General features: G+C 38.1%; 21 protein-coding genes and 1 pseudogene. All 22 read right to left on the bottom strand.

Annotated elements, in window-relative coordinates:
* Window positions 1–133: 133 nt before the first annotated feature.
* On the bottom strand, window positions 134–898 hold the full coding sequence (locus tag KKG99_09980) for an AglZ/HisF2 family acetamidino modification protein (protein MBU1013324.1): 765 nt from the start codon (window positions 896–898) through the stop codon (window positions 134–136).
* On the bottom strand, window positions 895–1,506 hold the full coding sequence (hisH, locus tag KKG99_09975; protein ID MBU1013323.1) for an imidazole glycerol phosphate synthase subunit HisH: 612 nt from the start codon (window positions 1,504–1,506) through the stop codon (window positions 895–897). Before hisH ends, KKG99_09980 begins: the two co-directional genes overlap by 4 nt.
* A gap of 8 nt (window positions 1,507–1,514) precedes the next feature.
* The gene (locus tag KKG99_09970) at window positions 1,515–2,618 is read right to left on the bottom strand and encodes an O-antigen ligase family protein (GenBank protein MBU1013322.1); all 1,104 of its coding nucleotides are present in this window, start codon (window positions 2,616–2,618) and stop codon (window positions 1,515–1,517) included.
* Window positions 2,619–2,677: 59 nt separating this feature from the next.
* Complete coding sequence (locus tag KKG99_09965) at window positions 2,678–3,847, bottom strand: glycosyltransferase family 2 protein (protein ID MBU1013321.1); 1,170 nt, start codon at window positions 3,845–3,847, stop codon at window positions 2,678–2,680.
* A gap of 4 nt (window positions 3,848–3,851) precedes the next feature.
* Entirely contained in the window at window positions 3,852–5,348 is a 1,497-nt protein-coding gene (locus tag KKG99_09960; protein MBU1013320.1) for an oligosaccharide flippase family protein, read from the bottom strand.
* Window positions 5,345–5,848, bottom strand: coding sequence for an acyltransferase (locus KKG99_09955; GenBank protein ID MBU1013319.1), 504 nt, complete (start codon window positions 5,846–5,848; stop codon window positions 5,345–5,347). Before KKG99_09955 ends, KKG99_09960 begins: the two co-directional genes overlap by 4 nt.
* 106 nt (window positions 5,849–5,954) lie before the next feature.
* Window positions 5,955–6,149: pseudogene (locus KKG99_09950) on the bottom strand (glycosyltransferase).
* A complete protein-coding gene (locus tag KKG99_09945; protein MBU1013318.1) occupies window positions 6,142–6,591 on the bottom strand; it encodes a hypothetical protein in 450 nt (149 codons plus the stop codon). The pseudogene KKG99_09950 and the gene KKG99_09945 overlap by 8 nt, the downstream one beginning before the upstream one ends.
* 30 nt (window positions 6,592–6,621) lie before the next feature.
* The gene (locus tag KKG99_09940) at window positions 6,622–7,023 is read right to left on the bottom strand and encodes an oligosaccharide flippase family protein (GenBank protein MBU1013317.1); all 402 of its coding nucleotides are present in this window, start codon (window positions 7,021–7,023) and stop codon (window positions 6,622–6,624) included.
* 111 nt (window positions 7,024–7,134) lie between these two features.
* Window positions 7,135–7,311: a glycosyltransferase family 2 protein gene (locus KKG99_09935; GenBank protein ID MBU1013316.1), complete on the bottom strand. Its 177-nt coding sequence runs from the start codon at window positions 7,309–7,311 to the stop codon at window positions 7,135–7,137.
* 6 nt (window positions 7,312–7,317) lie between these two features.
* Window positions 7,318–7,968 carry a hypothetical protein gene (locus KKG99_09930; protein MBU1013315.1) on the bottom strand — a complete coding sequence of 217 codons (651 nt, stop codon included), beginning with the start codon at window positions 7,966–7,968 and terminating at the stop codon, window positions 7,318–7,320.
* A 1-nt stretch (window position 7,969) separates the two neighbouring features.
* Window positions 7,970–8,641 (bottom strand): hypothetical protein, encoded by a 672-nt coding sequence (locus KKG99_09925; protein MBU1013314.1) that lies wholly within the window; start codon window positions 8,639–8,641, stop codon window positions 7,970–7,972.
* An 11-nt stretch (window positions 8,642–8,652) separates the two neighbouring features.
* Window positions 8,653–9,723 carry an aminotransferase class V-fold PLP-dependent enzyme gene (locus KKG99_09920; GenBank protein ID MBU1013313.1) on the bottom strand — a complete coding sequence of 357 codons (1,071 nt, stop codon included), beginning with the start codon at window positions 9,721–9,723 and terminating at the stop codon, window positions 8,653–8,655.
* Window positions 9,724–10,812, bottom strand: coding sequence for a DegT/DnrJ/EryC1/StrS family aminotransferase (locus KKG99_09915; protein MBU1013312.1), 1,089 nt, complete (start codon window positions 10,810–10,812; stop codon window positions 9,724–9,726). It lies immediately after the preceding gene.
* A 1-nt stretch (window position 10,813) separates the two neighbouring features.
* Window positions 10,814–11,827 (bottom strand): polysaccharide biosynthesis protein, encoded by a 1,014-nt coding sequence (locus tag KKG99_09910; protein ID MBU1013311.1) that lies wholly within the window; start codon window positions 11,825–11,827, stop codon window positions 10,814–10,816.
* Window positions 11,828–11,882: 55 nt separating this feature from the next.
* Window positions 11,883–13,016 (bottom strand): NAD(P)/FAD-dependent oxidoreductase, encoded by a 1,134-nt coding sequence (locus tag KKG99_09905; GenBank protein ID MBU1013310.1) that lies wholly within the window; start codon window positions 13,014–13,016, stop codon window positions 11,883–11,885.
* A 79-nt stretch (window positions 13,017–13,095) separates the two neighbouring features.
* Window positions 13,096–14,535: a UDP-glucose 6-dehydrogenase gene (locus KKG99_09900; protein MBU1013309.1), complete on the bottom strand. Its 1,440-nt coding sequence runs from the start codon at window positions 14,533–14,535 to the stop codon at window positions 13,096–13,098.
* A gap of 568 nt (window positions 14,536–15,103) precedes the next feature.
* Entirely contained in the window at window positions 15,104–15,469 is a 366-nt protein-coding gene (locus KKG99_09895) for a four helix bundle protein (GenBank protein MBU1013308.1), read from the bottom strand.
* A gap of 101 nt (window positions 15,470–15,570) precedes the next feature.
* Complete coding sequence (locus KKG99_09890; protein ID MBU1013307.1) at window positions 15,571–16,881, bottom strand: nucleotide sugar dehydrogenase; 1,311 nt, start codon at window positions 16,879–16,881, stop codon at window positions 15,571–15,573.
* A 218-nt stretch (window positions 16,882–17,099) separates the two neighbouring features.
* The gene (locus KKG99_09885; GenBank protein MBU1013306.1) at window positions 17,100–17,486 is read right to left on the bottom strand and encodes a four helix bundle protein; all 387 of its coding nucleotides are present in this window, start codon (window positions 17,484–17,486) and stop codon (window positions 17,100–17,102) included.
* Window positions 17,487–17,830: 344 nt separating this feature from the next.
* Window positions 17,831–18,370: an ArsR family transcriptional regulator gene (locus KKG99_09880; GenBank protein ID MBU1013305.1), complete on the bottom strand. Its 540-nt coding sequence runs from the start codon at window positions 18,368–18,370 to the stop codon at window positions 17,831–17,833.
* A 361-nt stretch (window positions 18,371–18,731) separates the two neighbouring features.
* On the bottom strand, window positions 18,732–19,307 hold the full coding sequence (locus KKG99_09875; protein ID MBU1013304.1) for a phosphoribosylglycinamide formyltransferase: 576 nt from the start codon (window positions 19,305–19,307) through the stop codon (window positions 18,732–18,734).
* Window positions 19,308–19,673: the final 366 nt, after the last annotated feature.

The following is a 19,673-nucleotide window of genomic DNA, read 5'->3' as shown; positions in this document are numbered from 1 at the left end:
TTCATGATGTATTCGGGATGATAAAAGATTGTCATATCTATGACAATGATTACAAATACCAATTGAATCAAAGATAATTTTGCTGTCGGTTGTATCCATAATGCATCTAGTGCATCTTTGATAATTCTGATTACTATTCATTCATAAAAAGATTAGCTATTTCTGTTTTTGAGGGATAATTAATCAGAACCCCCCGTTCCTTACTTTTGAAAACGAAAATACTTCCCGCAGCCGCTGCTGAGGCACCTCCCTGCTTAATTACTTCTTCCATATCCTTCATGCATGATGCACCACCCAAAGCAACAATGGGAACATCGACACTATCAGCAACATTTCTGGTTAATGTTATATCATACCCACTCATTGCTCCCTCTTTATCAATTGATTGAATAATTATTTCACCAGCGCCTGCCTCTACAACTTTTTTTGCATGCATCAGCAATTCTGTCGATTGCTTTTGTTGTCCTGAATGTGTGTATATTTTATAATTTCCAAGTATAGTCTTCTTTACATCAATGCATACAACGATACTTTGGTTACCGTATATCTTCGCTGCTTCTGTGATTAAATCGTAATCGAATGAAAAGCTGTTAAGAATGACCTTTTCAATTCCCAGATTGAAAAGCATTTTTATGGTATCGAGATTACTAATACCACCCGCATACCCAATGGGCATAAAAGCTTCACTTACTATCTCCTCAATCCATTTGAAATTAGGGTCTCCTCCATTTTTTGTTACCGCAATATCAGCAATAACTAACTCATCTACCTCCTTTTCATTGAAGATGCGTACTGCATTTATCGGATCACCAAGATACACAGGGTTTTTAAAGCTTTTCGTTTTTACAATTCCTTCGTCGTAAAGCAGAAGGGTGGGTATGATGCGGGGGAGGATCATAAATTAATAAAGTTTTCCATCAATTTCATGCCATATTTGTGACTTTTTTCAGGATGGAATTGAACAGCAAAAATGTTATCTCTTTCCATAGCAGACACAAACTCATAACCATATATAGTTTTCGTAAGGTTGATTGAAGCTTCATGGGTTAAAAAATGATAACTGTGGACAAAATAAAAGCGTTTATCAGTAAAACCCTCAAACAATTTGCTATTCTTTTGTAAAGTTAAAAAATTCCAACCCATATGAGGAATCTTTTGATTGCTCTGAAGCTGCTCCTTCTCAAATTTAATAACACGAGCATTAAACCAGTTTAACCCATCTTTTATCCCCTCTTCTGATGAAGCACACATCAATTGCGCACCCAAGCATATGCCAAGAATAGGTGTTTTATACTGAAGAACAGCATTATTTAAGGATTCCACGAGGTTATTCTTAAGCAGATTGTTCATTCCGAAGTCAAAATTTCCGACTCCTGGCAAGATAAGTTTTTTGGATTTTTCGATTTCAATGGGATCGCTTGTAATTAAACAGCTGCCACCAATCCTTTTTATCATGTTTTTTATGCTCAGTATGTTACCTGCTCCATAATCAATTATTGTTATCATAATTCTAATTAAATACTTTCTAACTTTTCTTTAGCTGTATGGTTAACACATTCTTCGGTGCTTATATTACTCATTAAAATGATTCCTATCCAAATTAAAAAGACTCTTAAATCCTCAATGGAGTTAGATTTCATAAAATCTAACAGAAAGAAAAACAGAATTAGTTTCAATTCTAGTGCAATATTATTAATTTTGAGATATTTAGAGACACGACCACCAAAAATAATTGCTAAGATTAAACCAATCACGCCCGCTTCAAATAGAATTTCAAGTATTAGGTTATGAGGATATGCTCTCATATCGACATTAAGATAGTATAAGCCAAAGCTACCCAAACCATGACCAAAAATTGGTTTCTCAAGAAAACTTTCCCAAGCAAAGACCCACATTGGATATCTTGGATTAAGATAAGAATCTGTTGGATCTTCTATTAACGATGCTAATCTTTCAAAAGTGCGTTCATGTAATGATAACTCAACAGATAAAATAAATAATCCTGCAATAACGATGAAATAGATTATTAAATTTCTAATAAAACTTCCTCTAATTAGCATTTTAGCAAAATAAATCAAAAGCAATATAACAGTAATAACGAATGGGCCACGACCACCTAAAAGTAATATAGCTAACAAGCTAAGAATTTTTACAGTATTAATAAAGAAACCTCTATCTTTTAAATACAAAAATAATGAGGTGGCTAAAAATGTTGATATTGATAAGTAGTCAGGTGCTAGTAAAAGATCACCTGTGATAAAAAAAGTACTAAACTGACCTGTGACAAACAAAAATGTTAGTATAGTAACCAAAGCTACATATACGATTTTAAATATTGCTCTAAAATATATAAATGAGTTTTTTTTACTAAATATGATTGTGACAATAAATAAACTTAATATACTCATTAACAATTTACCAGCTTTCAATAGGGAATAGGTGTTGCTAGGTGAATAAACCATAGTAATCAGATAGAAAATGCTGAACGGTATTATCCACAGTAAAACATTTAATACTTTAGAGCTAATACTTGGCTTATTGAGAAAAGAAGCTAATAGTGCAATTATAAAAGTTAAAAGTGTAAAATCCACTGGAAGATTAACATACCGTTTTAACATTCCTGATAGTATTAGTAGAATTACGGTTAGCACTTGTATGAAACTTAGAACTCTCATTTTTATTTGCTCCCGGTTTCATATTCACTGATCAATGAATCGATTGTATTAATGGCGTAACCGATTGACATTATTTCTGTGAGATTTTGATAATTGTTGTTCCTTTTGCCTTTTGAAAGCACCTTATTTCTTACATAAATTTTGACGCGAAGGATATAAATTTCAAATAAGTAGTAAATTAATTTAATATAGCAGTCGATTCTACTGAAACCAAATTTGCCCCAAATGGTATTAAGTATACGCTTTCTCATTCCTTTGTCAAAAACCAGACAACTGGCATACAAAAAGGATAAATTCATTTTTTTAAGTAAAATGATTTTATTAAGTGACTCCAGGGCTCTGATTGTAGACGCTGCATATATGGTTGTTCCTGACCAATAATATGGAATATTTTTTGACCAAAGAGCACTGGTCTCTTTAGGTAAAAATGCCTGATCTTTAATCTCCCCAATATGTTTACCTATCGCTCCTGCACCTGCAGTACTTTTAACAGAGGTTCCAGATATAATATATGGGATGTCTACGTAAGCCATTTTTTTAACGAAATTGCTTATTGCAATTGCATTAGCCATATCAGGGCTGGGACCGGGAAAGTATGTGCCAGCTGTTTGCCGAAGTGAATCCATAACACTTCTTTTAATAACTGCATGATAGACTCTAGGAAGATTCAGAATTCGTGTTCCGCCAACTTTTAACACATTAGCAATAATTTCGTCAACATTTAGATCTGCGATTTGTCCATTGAACTCTTTGATAGTAATAGTTCCTGAAAAATTTGAACTGTGATATCGATGTGTTACATCTGGCCATATATAAGTAGGCTTGTTAAAAAGATAGGCATCATACTTGGAATTCATCTTCTTAAGAAAGTCAATAAGCTTCATCGAAATTCCATCATCATCACCAATCATGGTAACATATTCGCCAATAGCGTTTGCAACAGCTAAATCAGCATTTTCAACAACCGAGAGATGTTCTCCATTATAAAAGTACTTTATTCGTTTCTGATTATGCTTCTCTAAAAATTCAACTATTTTAATGTTATCTTTAGAATTATCCTGAACGATTACTTCGAAATCGTCTCTTTCAACCCTAATAAAAAACAGCAATAGTTCTAAGAGATACTCATACCTGTCTTTAGTTGGTATAACTATGCTTAATAATGGCTTCATATTATTATTTTATAAATTTCAGTTGTTTGCTCAAAATTCGTATTTCAGCACGTGGAATAAGCATAAGAGTTGTCACTATAAAAGTCATTATTATTGAAAACCCAATCCATATTAAAGCGTAGAACCGGTTTAGTCTTATAAAATCAGGTATGAATGAAAATAAGTAGCCTATTATAAGCGTAATAAATAGTGGAAGTATTATTGGTTTTAAAAAAATGCTTTTTAAATTGTTATTTGCAAAAAACTTTTTATTAATAAAATATATGAATAAGAGTGTAATGGTAACCTGAACAATACAATACACATAAGCCGCTCCAATTGCACCATAATGCGCAGTCATAAGCCAATAACCAGGAAGTGTTAGCACTAAACTTATTATGCCCATAATATTGTTTAACTTAGTGTATCCATTCGCAATAGCTATGTTAAAAGGTATAATTTGTAGAGCAAGAAACGATACTCCTATCGATATTACCTTCAAAAGAAAATGACTTTCTAATGCTAACTCGTTTTTCCCTGTCCATAGCCAAATTAGTTCATAACTAAAGTTAAAAATATTAGTCATTAAGGAGAATACTAGTAATGTAACTATGATATGAGTTTTATTAAATAGAATTTCTGCTTCTGATAAAAGATTAGATGTAAAATAGCTTGTTAACCTAGGAAGAATTGCAATAGAAATTGGGTTTACAACTATCAGTATTCCCATAGATAATGATACTGCAAGTGTATAATATCCTAAGCTTTCAATGGGTAATAGTTTACTGATAGCTAGCTTATCCATCTGTGTGTTCAGGGCTGCTACAAGAGAAATTAAAAGCATCCCTCCTGCAAATTTCCATATCCTCTTTAAAACCTGATTTTCAATCTTGATAATACCACTGAAATATTTACCATTTATTTCCTTGCGAAGTAATAAACCTGATAAAATGACGAATATAACGGTTGATGCAGCTTGCCATATAAAAAACAGTTTCAAACTGGGAGTTATGAGTAAAGTGAGCACAACAAGTCCATTGCGAGCTATCCCCCATGACATTTGAAGCAAATTAGACTTTACCTGTTGTTCCAGTCCTATAAACCCCCCTAAATAGAAACGTATTAGTAACTGAAAACCGATGTCAAAACTTAAAATCTTTATAAAAAGAGCAACCTCGGTAGGTGTGTATGAATCGGATGTAATCCAATCATTAGCTATTAAATTGGAAAAAGTGATAACAATGAGGATCGCAAGTGAAGCAATAATAAAATATAGTGACTCCAGTGTCTTGAATGTTCTTGCTTTTTCAGTTAAACTATGATCAGAACGTGCTAGTTCCCGTGAAAGTGTAGCAGTTAATCCTGAATCCAACACAGCCATTAATCCTGCAATAACAAGTCCAAAACTAATTAACGAATAGCTTTCAAATCCCAATAGCTCAATATAAAGCGGGATAAATAGAAAATTTGAAAGAACACTCCAAAATCTTCCTATAAAGTTAGCTATAATATTTTTAATCATGAACGTGCCTTGATTATTTTTGCAGGAACACCACCACCAATGCTATATGCTGGAATATCTCTATTGTTAAAAGAATTCGCAGCAATAATCGAACCTGTTCCAATTCTTACGCCTTTGCCAATAGAGCAATTTGAAGAAATCCATACATTATCTTCAATATAAACAGGCGCCTCAGTATTTCGCTGCTTAACCAGTGGCACATCAATTTCATTGTATCCATGGTTAAATGCAATAATAACAACATTTGGGGCAATCATAACATTTTTCCCTATGTAAACACCAACACTCTCTCCCGATATTGAACAGTTTTGAGCGATAGAGCTTCCTTCGTCCATTTCGAATTTTCCTCGTATTCTTACATTAGGTGAAATAGAGGTTTTTCTGTGAATTCTACATCCTTTCGAGTTATAATAACTTACTCTGAATTTACTATACTCATCCGGTAAAAATAAAAGAAATGAAAACCAAAGGCTTTTAAATGCTAATTTAATCTTTTCCATTGATTATTCTAATGCTTAATGAAATCATAATTTTTCATTAAAAAATTCCTTTTCCTTTTTGATTCTCTGCTGCCATATTCTAAATAGATATGAATTTTCATTTAGCTTATTTACGGCTAACTTTAGAGTTATATTCATCAATAATATTTAGTGAATTGTCTGTTGAGCCAATGTTTATGAGGATGATTTCGAGATGCTGATATGTTTGTTGAATAACCGAATTCAAGCATTTCATTAAAAATTACTCAGAATTGTAAACAGGTATAATAATTGAAACTAATATACGAAATGAATCAGTCATTGGATTTTGTTATGTAAGTCACATTTTTAAAAACCAGCTTATTGCCAAATTCATCTTCAAGGTATGCATTTGGATAAGGATCTGTTAAGCTTCTTATAAAATTATAAATTTCTTTTAAGGTTTTGTTAGCGAAGTCCTCTTTAGATAATTTACTTTCTTCTGGTTTGCGCCTTTTAAAGTATGTTCCATTCTTGATATTTTGTTCTGTAGCCTCAATTTTCGGATATTCATTAAAGAATGAGTAAAGAAGTTTAGTAGAACTTGTGATTAAATTTTCAAAAACATCATTCATAGTATCACCCGATAAGTCTAAATCCTCCTTAAGCCATATATCGCCCGCATCTATTTTGTCAGGTGATAGAGTCATTAATGTGACTTTGGTTTTTGTTAGACCATGTATTATTTGATGCTGCAGAGGTGATCTGCCTCTGAAATCTGGCAAGTTGGAGGGGTGTATTCCCAAAAATAGAAATTATTGTGTAATTTTATTTTCAATTATCCAAATTCCATCAATGAAAAGAATAAGATTGCTTATTAACCCTATATTTCTCTCTCCCTGGCACGTTTCATAAAAAACCAATGCCAAAATTGAAATGACCAGCGATACCATCCTAATTGGAAAGGTAATCATAAAAATACCTGCTGTTGTTTTCGGCCTTAGCGTAATTTCTCTTGAGATAACCAGGTTAGCACTTACATTCATTGCGAATATGGAAAACAATGAAGCCAATGCTAATAAAGCATTTAATGTTCCATACCCTTCCGGATTAAGTTTGCGGGCAAGAAACATAAACACGAAGAAACCGATCACTGCCTGCGAAACATCAGAAAGCAATAGGTAAGACCAGTTCTTAATAAGACTGTTTTTCGTCAATTTATTTTAGGTTGTATTCTGATTATAAAGCAATAGTTCTTTGACCATGCGTTAAGCCAGAAAGTGCCACGCATTAAAACAAAGTTTACAATCCATTTTTGTTGTTCAATATTATCCTGTTGTACTTAATATTTCAACTATAATTGAAATACTGTCTACTGAGCGATCGTTTATAAGAATGATTTCGAGATGCTGATATGTTTGCCCAACAATGGAGTCAATACATCTTTGTATATAAGCCTCCATGTTAAACACAGGAACAATAATAGAAACCTTAGTTTTATTCATGAAAACCTAAGATAATTCGGTATAAATGTTTTCTAGTCTGTTTATCAGTTTTGTATGTGGTGGGACGTCCTTGATTACCTTTGTTCCCATTCCAATTAAGCTATTATGACCTACTGAAATTTGATGTCTTATCATCACACCCACCCCTAAATAACAACAATCACCAATATTTACATCGCTCGCTAAAAAGTTGCCAACTGAAAGTACGCAATGATTACCTATTTCGCACTCATGACCTAAGAACGTGTTACCACATAAAAATACATCATGACCTACTTTCACCATGCTTGATAGTATTACATTTCCATAAATTACCGCTCCCGGTTCAATAGTTGCCGTTTCGCTAATTACAGCAGTTGGATGAATAAGAGATGCAAATCGTTCATTGGAGAAAGTAACCTTTTCTCGCACTAATTTTCTCAATCCAGGCCTATAAGCATCTCCAATTGAAGAAGCAAAAAAAGCATCAGGATAATTACTAGAATCAGGTATGGAACCTAGAACGGGGTATCCATAAACAGTCTGGCCATGCAACTGAAGATTATCATCAAGATAGCCCAAAATGTTCCAGGTAGGGTTTATCTTGTTCATAGCATGTGCTATATCAATTAGATCAAATGCTGTCCCCCCAGCACCTAAGATTATTAATTTTTTCATCTTATTTGGCTTTAAAAGTTACACGATTAATGTAAAGTTTTCCCTTTTCATCCTCAATATATCCATTTGGATAGGGTTCTTCCAGACATCTGAAAAAATTATACAACTCCTCAGTTGTCATATTAACTAATTGCTCTTTACTTAGTTTGCTATCTTCAGGCTTTCTTTTGGGTCTTACTATTTCTTCAGCAGGCCATTCACGCCAATGAATGTTGGGAAAATCATTCAAATACATATTGAACAAAGCTTTGCTGGTAACAGTCATTTGTTCCAGAATGTCATCCATATTACCCGTGAGATCTAAATCTACTTCATGTGAGAAGAGTCGATTATGTGTATGCGCTCTGGATGAGTTTTCATCATAAGTGAATGAGAAAATACGGTGTTTGGACCGTGTTATTCCATCAATGATTTGAAGCTGAATAGGTGTGCCATATGAGTATCTGTCGAGTTCGGCGCAATGTACTCCAATAGCTTGAACTTTGCTTACAATCTCAGGTCCCAGTTCTTCGCTCCAACCGCATGAAATTATCAAATCATACTCAAATAAAGGAAGTTTAATAAGATCTTCATGGGTTTTACATAAAACTATTTCTAAAACTTTGGGATGCTTTGCCACCGTAGGGTAAACATCCAGTGCCCATTTCCGATAGGCTAAGAAAATGACTTTCATATTTTTCTTGATTAAGAAATTTGTTCAGATTTTACCCACCACCCACTCGGTAGTGCCAGAAAACAATTGTAGAATTTGGTTACTCCTGGCAATTTTATTTGATCTCCAAAAACGCTATAGACATTGTTGTTTAAATGCACACCTGATGCGTAGAACCCTTTTTCGCGATAATACTTGAGCACCTCCATTTTATTAGATGCTAAAATTCCAAAAACCCAAAAGTTTGGATTTTGAAATGATTTTTGCAAATCCAATATCGAATGATTTTGAATCTTTATCATTTCAAGCCAGGTTTTTGCATTTTCCCTTTGTTTATCCACTAATTTACTGATTAACTCCATCTGAACACAACCAATGTAGCTGTTTATTTCACTAAGGGTCGCTCCATATCCAGGCTCAGTAATATCACAGTTTTTTGATATTTCTCCATTTTCATCGCGAAAAAGTTCGCGCCGGATTCCATAATCTCTAATACGTTTTGCTTTTTCAAAAAGCATATCATCTTTAAAACTTACAGCTCCACCATCGATGGTGTTAGGCAAACGCACGGTTTGGAAAGAAAAAACTGTTGCGTCAGTTCCGGTATTTCCAATTATCTTGCCTTTATATTTTGACCCATAGGCTTCAATGGCGTCATCAACTACATAAACGCCATATTGCTTTCCAATTTCATTGATTTCATCAATATATCCGGGATATCCGCAGAAATGGTTATGGAAAATAGCTTTCGTTTTGGGTGTGATTTTTTGTTTTACACTTGAAGGACAAAGTGTGCCGACTTCAGGATCAATGTCAGCCCAAACCACTTTTGCACCAATAGTAGCGAAGGGTTGATTGGATGCCAGGCAACTCATTGGTGAGGCAATCACTTCGTCACCGGCTTTTACACCAAGCGTTGCTAATGCAACGAGCATGGCTGAATTAAATGAATTAACAACAGCAATATTGGTGCTACCAATGAATTCTCCCAGTTTTTCTTCAAATTTTCGCCCCCATTTGCCATATGAGAGTGCTCCTGATTGAAGGATATTATTCAATTCAGGCAAGCTTTCGGGCATGTATGGTTTATACAAAGGAATCACTTACCAGCCTTTTTTTATCGTTTCAACAATTAATTCCCGTGCTTCGGGATTAAGCCACCAACCACAGGGTAGGTGTACCATTTTTTGATAAAATTTATCCAGATTAGGCAATTGAGCGTTGAAATCATTTAGGTAGCTATGCCAGTCGTTTCTTTTGTGCAATTCAGAAGCCATAACGCCAATTTCTTCCATTTTTTTGATAAAACCTTCACGATTTTCAACTTTTAGCGTATAAAGCCAATAAGCAGGTTCACTACCAGGATAATACGCTATCAATTCAACTCCAGATGTATTTTTTAAATGCTTATCGAAATACTGGCCGTTTTCGATATGAGCGTCTAAAATCTTAGGAATCTCATTTAATTGAACTAAACCAATTGTTGCATTCACATTGTTCATGTGGTATTTATATCCCTGAAACTGGATATTGTTTTCGAGCCGGGTATTTGTTTTATCAATGCCAAACCATCGGATTAACTTTGCTTTTTCGTACTCATCCTGATTATGAATTTGTAACATTCCGCCGTCAATCGTGGTAAGTTGCTTAATGGCCTGAAATGAAAAAACGGTGTATGGGAAATGATTACCTGTTTTAAAACCATTAAACTTTGCCCCCAAAGCATGTGCGGAATCATGAATAACAGGAATATTATATTTTTTTGATATCGCCTGTATGGCAGGAACATTTACTGGTATTCCGGCATAATCAACCACCATTATGGCTTTGGTTTTTTCGTTAATGTTCAACTCAATTGAAGAAGGGGAAATGTTACCGGTTTGAAAATCTACATCGGCATAACGAATTTTTGCTCCAACCATTTTAATAGCCACGTTGGTTGGCTCAGCAGTAAGTGCTGTTGATATTACCTCATCATCCTTTTGAACCCCTGCCAAGATAAGTGCTATATGTAAGGCTGCTGTTCCTGAGTTCAGACTAAGGGAATGGCCAGCGCCAATATGTTTTTCAAAAGCCCTTTCAAAGTGTTCAACCTGTTCACCCTGTGCTACATAACCGCTATACAATACTTTTTCAAGTTCGGGTAAAAGTAATTCCTTTCTTGGAATATTTGTCTTAACTAATGGTATCATTTTAACCTTTTAATTCATTTTGAACATAATCCAAAGTAAGCAGTAGCGCTTTAAGCTCTTCGACATTTAATCTTCTTGTATTATCCGAGTTATACTCTTCATCCACAAGATTTGGTCCATCAGTCTGAACATATTTGGTATAGTTTAAATCCCTCATATCAGCCGGGACTCGATAAAATTCACCTAAATCTTCTGCTTTAGACATTTCTTCCTTACCACATAAAGTTTCGTACATTTTTTCTCCATGTCTTGGTCCTATAATCTGTATCTCGTTGCTTGCATTAAAAATCTCTTTAATAGCTTGAGCTAAAGTAAGAATAGTTGCAGCAGGTGACTTTTGTACAAATATGTCACCAGGGTTGGCGTTGTTGAATGCAAATAATACCAATTTTACCGATTCGGGTAAAGACATCATAAATCTGGTCATATCAGGATTAGTTATCGTCAAGGGCTTACCTTCCTTAATTTGACTTATAAAAAGAGGTATGATTGAACCTCGGGAAGCCATTACATTACCATATCTTGTTGCGCAGATTACACCATTATTCGAGTGCATTCGTGGATCTCGTGCTTTAGAAATAGCTAATTTTTCCATAAGGGCTTTAGTCATTCCCATAGTATTAATGGGGTAAACAGCCTTATCTGTGCTGAGTACAACAACTTTCTTAACTCCATTTCTTGCAGCAGCTTCCAATACATTTTCTGAACCTAAAATGTTTGTCTTTACAGCTTGTAGCGGATAAAATTCACAAGATGGAACCTGTTTTAATGCAGCCGCTTGAAAAACGAAGTCCACACCTCTCATCGGATTATTTATGCTATCAAAATCACGTACATCTCCGATGATAAAATTAAGTTTGTCATTTCTGTAATGAAGGCGCATGTCCTCCTGTTTCTTCTCATCGCGTGAAAAAATTCTTATTTCACCAATATCTGTTTTAAGGAAATGATCCAGTACTGCATTTCCAAAAGAACCAGTGCCACCTGTAATTAGAAGAGTTTTGTTATTAAACATCTTAAGTAATTATTTACAATAATAAATATTTAAAAAATAATGAAGGTCTATTTCTTCAATGTTGGTCCAATATACTATTATGCAGTATATCACCTACTTTCAATGCAATTGCCAAGCAAGCAGTCAATCCCGGGCTTTCAATCCCCATTAGATTAATGAAATTTGGGTGTCCTTTTTCTTTTTCATTCGTTATAATAAAATCTCTTATTGGGTCACTTGGCAGCTGCAATTTAGGTCTTATACCCGCCTGATCAGGATGCAGATCCTCTAACTCTAAGAAAGGCAAATACTTTCTAGCTGCATCATAAAAAGCCTTTTTTTTCTTTTTGTCAACGCTGTATTCTGGGTCATTGTTTGACAGAAAAGTTGCATCAGGTCCAAGTTTCATTCCACGATTCAAATCCAGTGTTGCATGAACCCCTAAACCAACATTATTCTTTTGCGGAACTGGATAGATTAAATGATTAATATTCCTGTTTTTCCCATTACCAACAGAAAAATATTCGCCTTTCCAATAATGAATCTTGTATGCTGGTTGATAGGTGTTTGACAAGATGGCTATTTGGTCAGCGTATAATCCAGCTGCATTTATTACATACTCAGAAGTAAACGAGAACAAATCTTTTTCTTCTTTTACAGTTATTGTATATCCGTCTTCAATCTTCTCAATTTTTATTACCTCCGAATTATAGGCAAAAGATACACCATTTTGTTGAGCCTTTGCTTCAAGTTTTTTCATTAATCCATGCGTATCAATAATACCGCTGGATGGAAAATTGATTGCTTTTGTGCAATATATTTCTGGTTCTAATTTATAAGCTTCATCTTGAGAGATTAATTGACCATCAAAAACGCCATTAAGTATAGATTGATTTAATATTTTTTCTAGTACTACTTCTTCCTCTTTATTGGTTGCCACAACTAGCTTACCGCATTTCAAATGATTAATATCATTTTCTATGCAAAAATCATAAAGTAATCTGTTTCCCTTAACACAAAGTTTTGCTTTCAATGAGTCTGTCGGATAATAGATGCCGGAATGAATCACCTCACTATTTCTGCTTGAAGTTTCCTGACCAAACTTTGTATGTCTTTCCAGCACGAAAATGTTTTCATGTAGCTTAGATAATTCAGCAGCTACAGCAAGACCAATGACTCCAGCTCCAATAACCGTAATTTTTACTTCCAAATTCTATTTTTTTAAAAAGGATTTAAAAAGATGGATTGCGCGAACTTATTTCGATAAAATAAGAGGTATATCAGGTATCTCAAGAAAATGCTGATTCTGATTTACCTATCTGATAAACTTTAAACCCTATCTTTATAAAGTTTTTCACATCTAAAATATTCCTTCCGTCAAACACAAAAGCCGGTTTAAGCATATTGTCATAAACCTTTTGCCAATCGTACGACTTAAACTCATCCCACTCCGTCAAAATAGCAACCGCATGAGCCTTATCCATCGCCGTGTATGGATCATTGTGCACAATCAGGTTCGCCAGCATTTGGTCTTTAATGGCCGAAAACTCCAGGTTTTGCTCAGCGAGGTAGTTTAGATCTTTGATGATTTGTTCTTTGGTTACCTTGGGGTCATATACATGTATCTCTGCGTTATCCAGTAAAAGCTCCCAGGCCACATAAATTGCAGCGGACTCGCGTGTGTCGTTGGTATCCTTTTTAAACGCCCAACCCAGAAAAGCGATCTTCTTTCCCGAAACCGTATTGTACAAAGTACTAATGATATTTTCGGCAAAACGACGCTTTTGGTAATCGTTCATGATAATCACCTGTTCCCAGTAATCGGCTACTTCCGGCAAACCCTGACTGCGACATATATAAACCAGGTTAAGAATATCCTTCTGGAAGCACGAGCCGCCAAAACCTACAGAAGTCTTGAGGAATTTTGAACCGATGCGGCTATCCGAACCGATTGCACGAGCTACTTCTTCCACATCAGCACCCGTCTTCTCGCATAAAGCTGACAGGGCATTGATGGAAGATACACGCTGTGCAAGGAATGCATTGGCCGTGAGTTTTGAAAGTTCAGAAGACCACACATTAGTTTGCAGAATTCTTTCTTTAGGCAGCCAGTGTGCATAAATATCAGCAAGCGCATCCATGGCCGCTTGTCCTTCAAGCGTATGGTGGTCGCCACCAATCAAAACACGGTCGGCATTGTGCAAATCCTGTATGGCAGTGCCCTCAGCTAAAAACTCAGGGTTGGAAAGGATTTGGTATTTTACGCCATTGCCCACATTATCCAGAATAGAACGAATGGCTTGTGCGGTTCTTACGGGTAATGTGGATTTTTCTACAACGATTTTGTCATCTGTTGCCACCTCAGCAATCTGGCGGGCACAGAGCTCCACGTATTTTAGGTCAGCAGCCATGCCTTTGCCCTTGCCGTAGGTTTTGGTGGGGGTGTTCACGGAAATGAAGATCATCTGGGCTTCTTGGATGGCGCTGTCCACGTCTGTAGAAAAAAACAGGTTTCTGCCACGGGCTACGGCGACTACTTCTTTTAAGCCCGGCTCATAGATCGGAAGCTTATCCAGGTTTTCATCATTCCAGTCGGCAATGCGTTGTGGGTTGATGTCAATCACAGTAACTTTTATTTCGGGGCATTTTTGTGCAATCACGGCCATGGTGGGGCCTCCGACGTATCCGGCTCCGATACAGGCGATGTTTGTTATATGTTTGTGCGTCATGGTTTGATATTCGAGATTCAAAGATTCAAGATTCAAAGATTGGGCTTGTTGTAAAAAATAGTAAGTTGTTTTTGATTCAAAATTCCTTCCCGAATCGCTGCGCTCTCGGGACTAAAGAGATTCAAAATTCAAGATTAGGATTGTTACAGTACATAGGGGGCTGCACCTTTTTATTGAAGATTTGGAATCTTGAATTCGGAATATTAAATTTTGAATTTTAGAGTCTCGCACTCACAACATCCTTCGGTAGAATGCCTTTTACATCGTAGATGATTGTTCCATCGTTCTTATGTGCGGACATGTCTATTTTCTGAAACTCGTTGTGCGCAACAGCCAGTATTATCGCTCCGTAGCCGTTTTGGCTCGGGTAATCGGTGAGGATATCCAGTCCGTATTCATGTTTCACTTCTTTTGGATCTGCCCAGGGGTCGTTTAGTGTACAGTGTACGATGAACAGAGAATGGTTTGCAGTGATTAGTGTATAGTGATTTGTAAAATTTTGAAAGTGATCAGTTGGACAAGTTTCATTTTTGACATTATCCGTTGTTCACTGTTCTTTGTTCATTGTTCACTTATTAAGATTGCTTTTTGCGGTTTTAATTGATGAGATGAGCATTCTAATTAAGCTTTTATTTTTATCGATGAGTTCAGTTGCCTTTGATTCATCTAGGTAGTCTGATTGTTTCAGAAGGAGTAGCCAATATTCTGTTTCATTGGCCTCTTTTAACGCGATAGACAGTTTTGAAACAAAGTCAGCTTTTGACTGGGCGTAAGCACCTTCTCGTATGAGGGCTCCGATAGCAGTACCAGCTTTTAACAATTGTTTACTTAGCACAAATTCTTTATGCGTTTCAACAAGTCGTTTGTACGTTTGTATGATGCTTATTGCAAACTCAAAACTCTTTTCCTGTAAAACGCTTCCTGATTCAACCATTTCGATAATTGTTGGTCAGCAAAGTAACTGTTCGCCGTTCACCGTTCGCTGCTCACTGTACACTGTTCACTGTAATCTGTTCACTGTAATCTGTTCTCCTACTAAAGTCTTGCGTCTACAACTTCCTTCGGTAGGATTCCCTTCACATCATATATGATGGTACCCTGATCCTTATGACCAAGCATGTCTATTTGTTGAAATTCATTGTGCGCTACCGCAAGCACAATTGCTCCGTATCCGCTTTCTTTTGGATATTCAGACAAGATGTTAATTCCATATTCATGACGAACTTCATGAATGTCAGCCCAAGGGTCATAAACATCTACCTCCATCCCAAAGGAAAGTAGTTCGTTATAAATATCAATTGCTCTTGTATTTCTAATGTCGGGGCAGTTTTCCTTGAAGGTGATGCCCAGCATGAGGGCTTTGGCGCCCTTCACCGGTTTGCCGGCTTTGAGCAGCAGCTTCACCACTTCGCCTGCCACATAGGCGCCCATGCCGTCGTTGAGGCGGCGTCCGGCCAAGATGATTTCGGGATGGTAGCCAACTTCCTGCGCTTTTTGGGCGAGGTAGTATGGGTCAACACCGATGCAGTGGCCACCTACCAAACCCGGACGGAAGGGCAGGAAGTTCCATTTGGTTCCGGCGGCTTCGAGCACTTCTAAGGTGTCGATGCCCATTTTGTGAAAAATCTTGCTCAGTTCGTTCACGAAAGCGATGTTGATGTCGCGTTGTGAGTTCTCGATCACCTTGGCGGCTTCGGCTACCTTGATGCTGGGCGCTAAGTGCGTTCCGGCTACGATGATCTCTTTGTAGAGGGCGTCGACCTCCTCTCCTATCGCGGGTGTGCTGCCGCTTGTGACCTTCTTGATGGTGGTGAGGGTGTGTACCTTGTCGCCCGGGTTGATGCGTTCGGGGCTGTAGCCCACGAAGAAATGTTCGTTCATCTTCTTTCCTGAGACGCTCTCGAGCACCGGCACGCAGTCTTCTTCGGTAGCGCCGGGATAGACGGTGCTCTCGTAGATCACGATGTCGCCATCCTTGAGCACCTTGCCCACGGTCTCGGAGGCCTTCACGAGGGGTGTGAGGTCGGGACGGTTGTTCTTGTCGGTGGGGGTTGGGACGGCGATGATGTAGATTTGGCAATCCCGGATGTCGTCGAGCTGGTTCGTTATTTGGAGGCCTTTGTTGCTGACAGGGTGACTGAGTGTCTGAGCGTCTGAGGGAGATAAGGTGATGTGGACGGACTTCAGGTCTTCGTCAGAGACTTCCAGCGTGGGATCGTGTCCTTCGTTCAATTCTTTGATGCGTTGCGGCTTGATATCGAAGCCAACGACAGGGCGTTTTTTTGCAAATTCAACTGCGAGGGGAAGGCCGACGTAGCCGAGGCCTATGACGGCGATATTTTTCATGGGTAAAATGTTTTTTGATTCAAGATTCAAGAATTCAAAGATTCAAAGATTCGAAGATTCAATCCCGAATCGCTGCGCTCTCGGGACTGAAGGATTCGAAGATTCAAGAATTTGGATTTTGGGATTAACATGGGTTGGGTCTTTCTTAGGAAAAGCGGAATCTTTGAATTTCTGCGAGGTGATCAACCGAGCAGAAAATTGAATTTTGAATTTTGTAATCAGATGTATTTGCTTCCTTTAAGCCCTGATTTCTTAAGGTATTGTATAAAGTTTGATATTTCTGATGATATTTCTTTTGTTTGATTTATCATCTCACTTAACTTTTCTTCTGTAATGTAATTGTTATCAAATGCTCTGTAGCATTGCGAACGGGTTTCGCCACAAGATCCTTTTGCTATATAGAGAAATTGGATGAATTCTTTGTTGCCGCTGCGTTCGAAGCCCTCAGCAACATTATCAGCTATTGATCCCGCCGAAGATCTTATTTGATCACGAAAGCGAAAATCTTTGTTGAATGGTTCTTCAGACGTGATCTCAAAGACGAACTTTGACAGGGTTCGGGCTTTTTGCCAAATTGGAAGTTCCTCAAAAGAAGAATATTTCATGGGGGAGATTTGAAATTCAAGATTCGAGATTCAAGATTCAAAATTCAAGATTCAAGATTCAATCCCGAATCGCTGCGCTCTCGGGACTATAGCCCCGAATCGTCGTGCCTCCTCTCGGGACCGAAGGAATTCCGAATTGGGGTTTTGTAAGATAATTTTGAATCAGGAATTTTGAATAATTTATAGCAGGATTGTCTAATTTATTGTAGGCTTCAATTTTGAATTCGGAATTAGAAATTTTGAATTAAGCGTCCCTTCGGGACGCGCTTTCGCCTTCTAAGTCCCATTACATTTTTGTAAGGAACTGAAGCAGTGTGCCTTGAGGAGACGAGCGTTTTACGGGCTCAGTCTTCTTTTTGCCAGACCAGCAGGAGACGTTCTTTGTTGATTTTGGGTTCTTGCTGGCTGAATTCTTCCGGGGTGAAAACCAGGTAACCAATTTTGCGGGCGATCATTTTCTGTGCTTTGGTGCAGAGCTGTTGCAGGTAGTCGATGTCGATGTCGTCACCGATGATGAGGAGGTTCATCTCGTCGCTGTCGAGGCCGAGGGCTAAGTCGCCCATGAGGAAGACCTCGTGGAGCTGCCCCAGCTGGTTGAGGACGCGTTCGATGAGCTCGTCCATGCCCACGTATTTGCGCACGAGGCTGTTGATATCGGCAAAGAGGGGGTGACTGGTGTTGGCCTGGAACATTTTGCGCATGCCGTCGGTGCTGCTGGTGAGCAGTCCGGCCTGTTCGAAGCGGTTCAGCTCGAGGCGGATGGCATTGGTGCTTTCGCCGAACTCTGTTTCGAGCCCCCGCAGATAGCCACGGGCGCTGGTGTTGAGAAAGAATTTCAACATCAGTTTAATCCGTGTCTTGGAAGTAATCAGGGCTTCAAGCATGATGGTGCGCGCGTTGGTTATGCCAATTGGCAATGTCGCCATTGCTGTTGGTTGTGTTTTCGAGTAGCAAATTTACTCATGCTTTTGTAAAACGCAAATTTTTTGGGCGTTATTTTTTTGTTAACGAAAAAAAAACAGGGGAGAAGATTAGCTACGCTGAGCTCCCTTCGGTCGGTTCAAGGATTCAACGACTCAACGATTTAAAGGGAATTACCAGCACCATGCTACAAGAGTCGCGGTATCGGCATAAGTCCTTAGGCAAAGACTCAAAATTATTGAATTTTTGAATTTCCGCGAGAAGTCCCTTCGGGCGGAGTTTGAATTTTTGAATTTCACCGCACCACATGAACCCGTTAATTCGTTAAACCGTTAACCCAAAAAGGTATTTCTCGATGACAAGGGGAAAGTGTTGGTATTCGAGGGCATGGATGCGGGTGGCCAGCGATTCGGGGGTTTCGTCACCGGCAAGGGCAAAGTTTTCCTGAAACAGTATGGTGCCTTCGTCGTAGTGCGCATTGACAAGGTGGATGGTGATGCCCGATGTTGTTTCCCGGGCAGCGATTACGGCTTCATGCACCTTCATGCCATACATGCCTTTGCCGCCGTATTTGGGCAGGAGGGCAGGGTGGATGTTGAGGATGCGGTCGGGAAAGGCCTTCAGCAGGGGGTCGGGGATGAGCCAGAGAAATCCGGCCAGCACGATGAGGTCAATCTGTAGCGAGATGAGTTCTTCGCTGAGTGCAGCGGATCCGTAAAAAGACTGGCGGTCGATCAGTTTGTGGGGGATGCCAAGCTGTTTTGCCCTGTCGATGACACCGGCACCGGCCTTGTTGCACACAAGCAAGCTAATGTCCACGCCGGGATTTCCGGCAAAATATTCCGTGATGCGCTGCATATTGGTGCCGCTACCGGAGGCAAAGATGGCGATGCGTTTCATGTAGCAAAGGTAAGATCGATTCGTGAATAGCGAGGATAAAAAAAATTGAAATACCAGGTAAAGGGTTGAGGACACAACGAGGGTAATTGAAGGTTTCCTGTATTATTTCTTTGAGCACTTTGTGCAAGCTTCGTGATCTTTGTGACCCTGAAAATATTTGGACACAACGAACACTAAGAAGGCACAACGAACACAACGAGGGTAATTGAAGGTTTCCTGTATTATTTCTTTGAGCACTTAGTGAACCCTTCGTGATCTTTGTGACCCTGAAAATATTTGGACACAACGAACACTAAGAAGGCACAACGAACACAACGAGGGTAATTGAAGGTTTCCTGTATTATTTCTTTGAGCACTTAGTGAACC

Source organism: Bacteroidota bacterium (assembly GCA_018816945.1).
Lineage (GTDB): Bacteria > Bacteroidota > Bacteroidia > Bacteroidales.
This window is presented reverse-complemented; position numbering and strand designations above follow the sequence as displayed.

What these genes read in the sequence shown, in the direction of transcription:
- KKG99_09965 (MBU1013321.1), bottom strand. Translation starts at nt 3,847, where the DNA reads ATGAAGCCATTATTAAGCATAGTTATACCAACTAAAGACAGGTATGAG.
- KKG99_09875 (MBU1013304.1), bottom strand. Translation starts at nt 19,307, where the DNA reads ATGAAACGCATCGCCATCTTTGCCTCCGGTAGCGGCACCAATATGCAG.
- KKG99_09895 (MBU1013308.1), bottom strand. Translation starts at nt 15,469, where the DNA reads ATGGTTGAATCAGGAAGCGTTTTACAGGAAAAGAGTTTTGAGTTTGCA.
- KKG99_09935 (MBU1013316.1), bottom strand. Translation starts at nt 7,311, where the DNA reads ATGAATAAAACTAAGGTTTCTATTATTGTTCCTGTGTTTAACATGGAG.
- KKG99_09915 (MBU1013312.1), bottom strand. Translation starts at nt 10,812, where the DNA reads ATGATACCATTAGTTAAGACAAATATTCCAAGAAAGGAATTACTTTTA.
- KKG99_09970 (MBU1013322.1), bottom strand. Translation starts at nt 2,618, where the DNA reads ATGTTAAAACGGTATGTTAATCTTCCAGTGGATTTTACACTTTTAACT.
- KKG99_09980 (MBU1013324.1), bottom strand. Translation starts at nt 898, where the DNA reads ATGATCCTCCCCCGCATCATACCCACCCTTCTGCTTTACGACGAAGGA.
- KKG99_09900 (MBU1013309.1), bottom strand. Translation starts at nt 14,535, where the DNA reads ATGACGCACAAACATATAACAAACATCGCCTGTATCGGAGCCGGATAC.
- KKG99_09885 (MBU1013306.1), bottom strand. Translation starts at nt 17,486, where the DNA reads ATGAAATATTCTTCTTTTGAGGAACTTCCAATTTGGCAAAAAGCCCGA.
- KKG99_09930 (MBU1013315.1), bottom strand. Translation starts at nt 7,968, where the DNA reads ATGAAAAAATTAATAATCTTAGGTGCTGGGGGGACAGCATTTGATCTA.
- KKG99_09955 (MBU1013319.1), bottom strand. Translation starts at nt 5,848, where the DNA reads ATGGAAAAGATTAAATTAGCATTTAAAAGCCTTTGGTTTTCATTTCTT.
- KKG99_09880 (MBU1013305.1), bottom strand. Translation starts at nt 18,370, where the DNA reads ATGCTTGAAGCCCTGATTACTTCCAAGACACGGATTAAACTGATGTTG.
- KKG99_09925 (MBU1013314.1), bottom strand. Translation starts at nt 8,641, where the DNA reads ATGAAAGTCATTTTCTTAGCCTATCGGAAATGGGCACTGGATGTTTAC.
- hisH (MBU1013323.1), bottom strand. Translation starts at nt 1,506, where the DNA reads ATGATAACAATAATTGATTATGGAGCAGGTAACATACTGAGCATAAAA.
- KKG99_09890 (MBU1013307.1), bottom strand. Translation starts at nt 16,881, where the DNA reads ATGAAAAATATCGCCGTCATAGGCCTCGGCTACGTCGGCCTTCCCCTC.
- KKG99_09910 (MBU1013311.1), bottom strand. Translation starts at nt 11,827, where the DNA reads ATGTTTAATAACAAAACTCTTCTAATTACAGGTGGCACTGGTTCTTTT.
- KKG99_09960 (MBU1013320.1), bottom strand. Translation starts at nt 5,348, where the DNA reads ATGATTAAAAATATTATAGCTAACTTTATAGGAAGATTTTGGAGTGTT.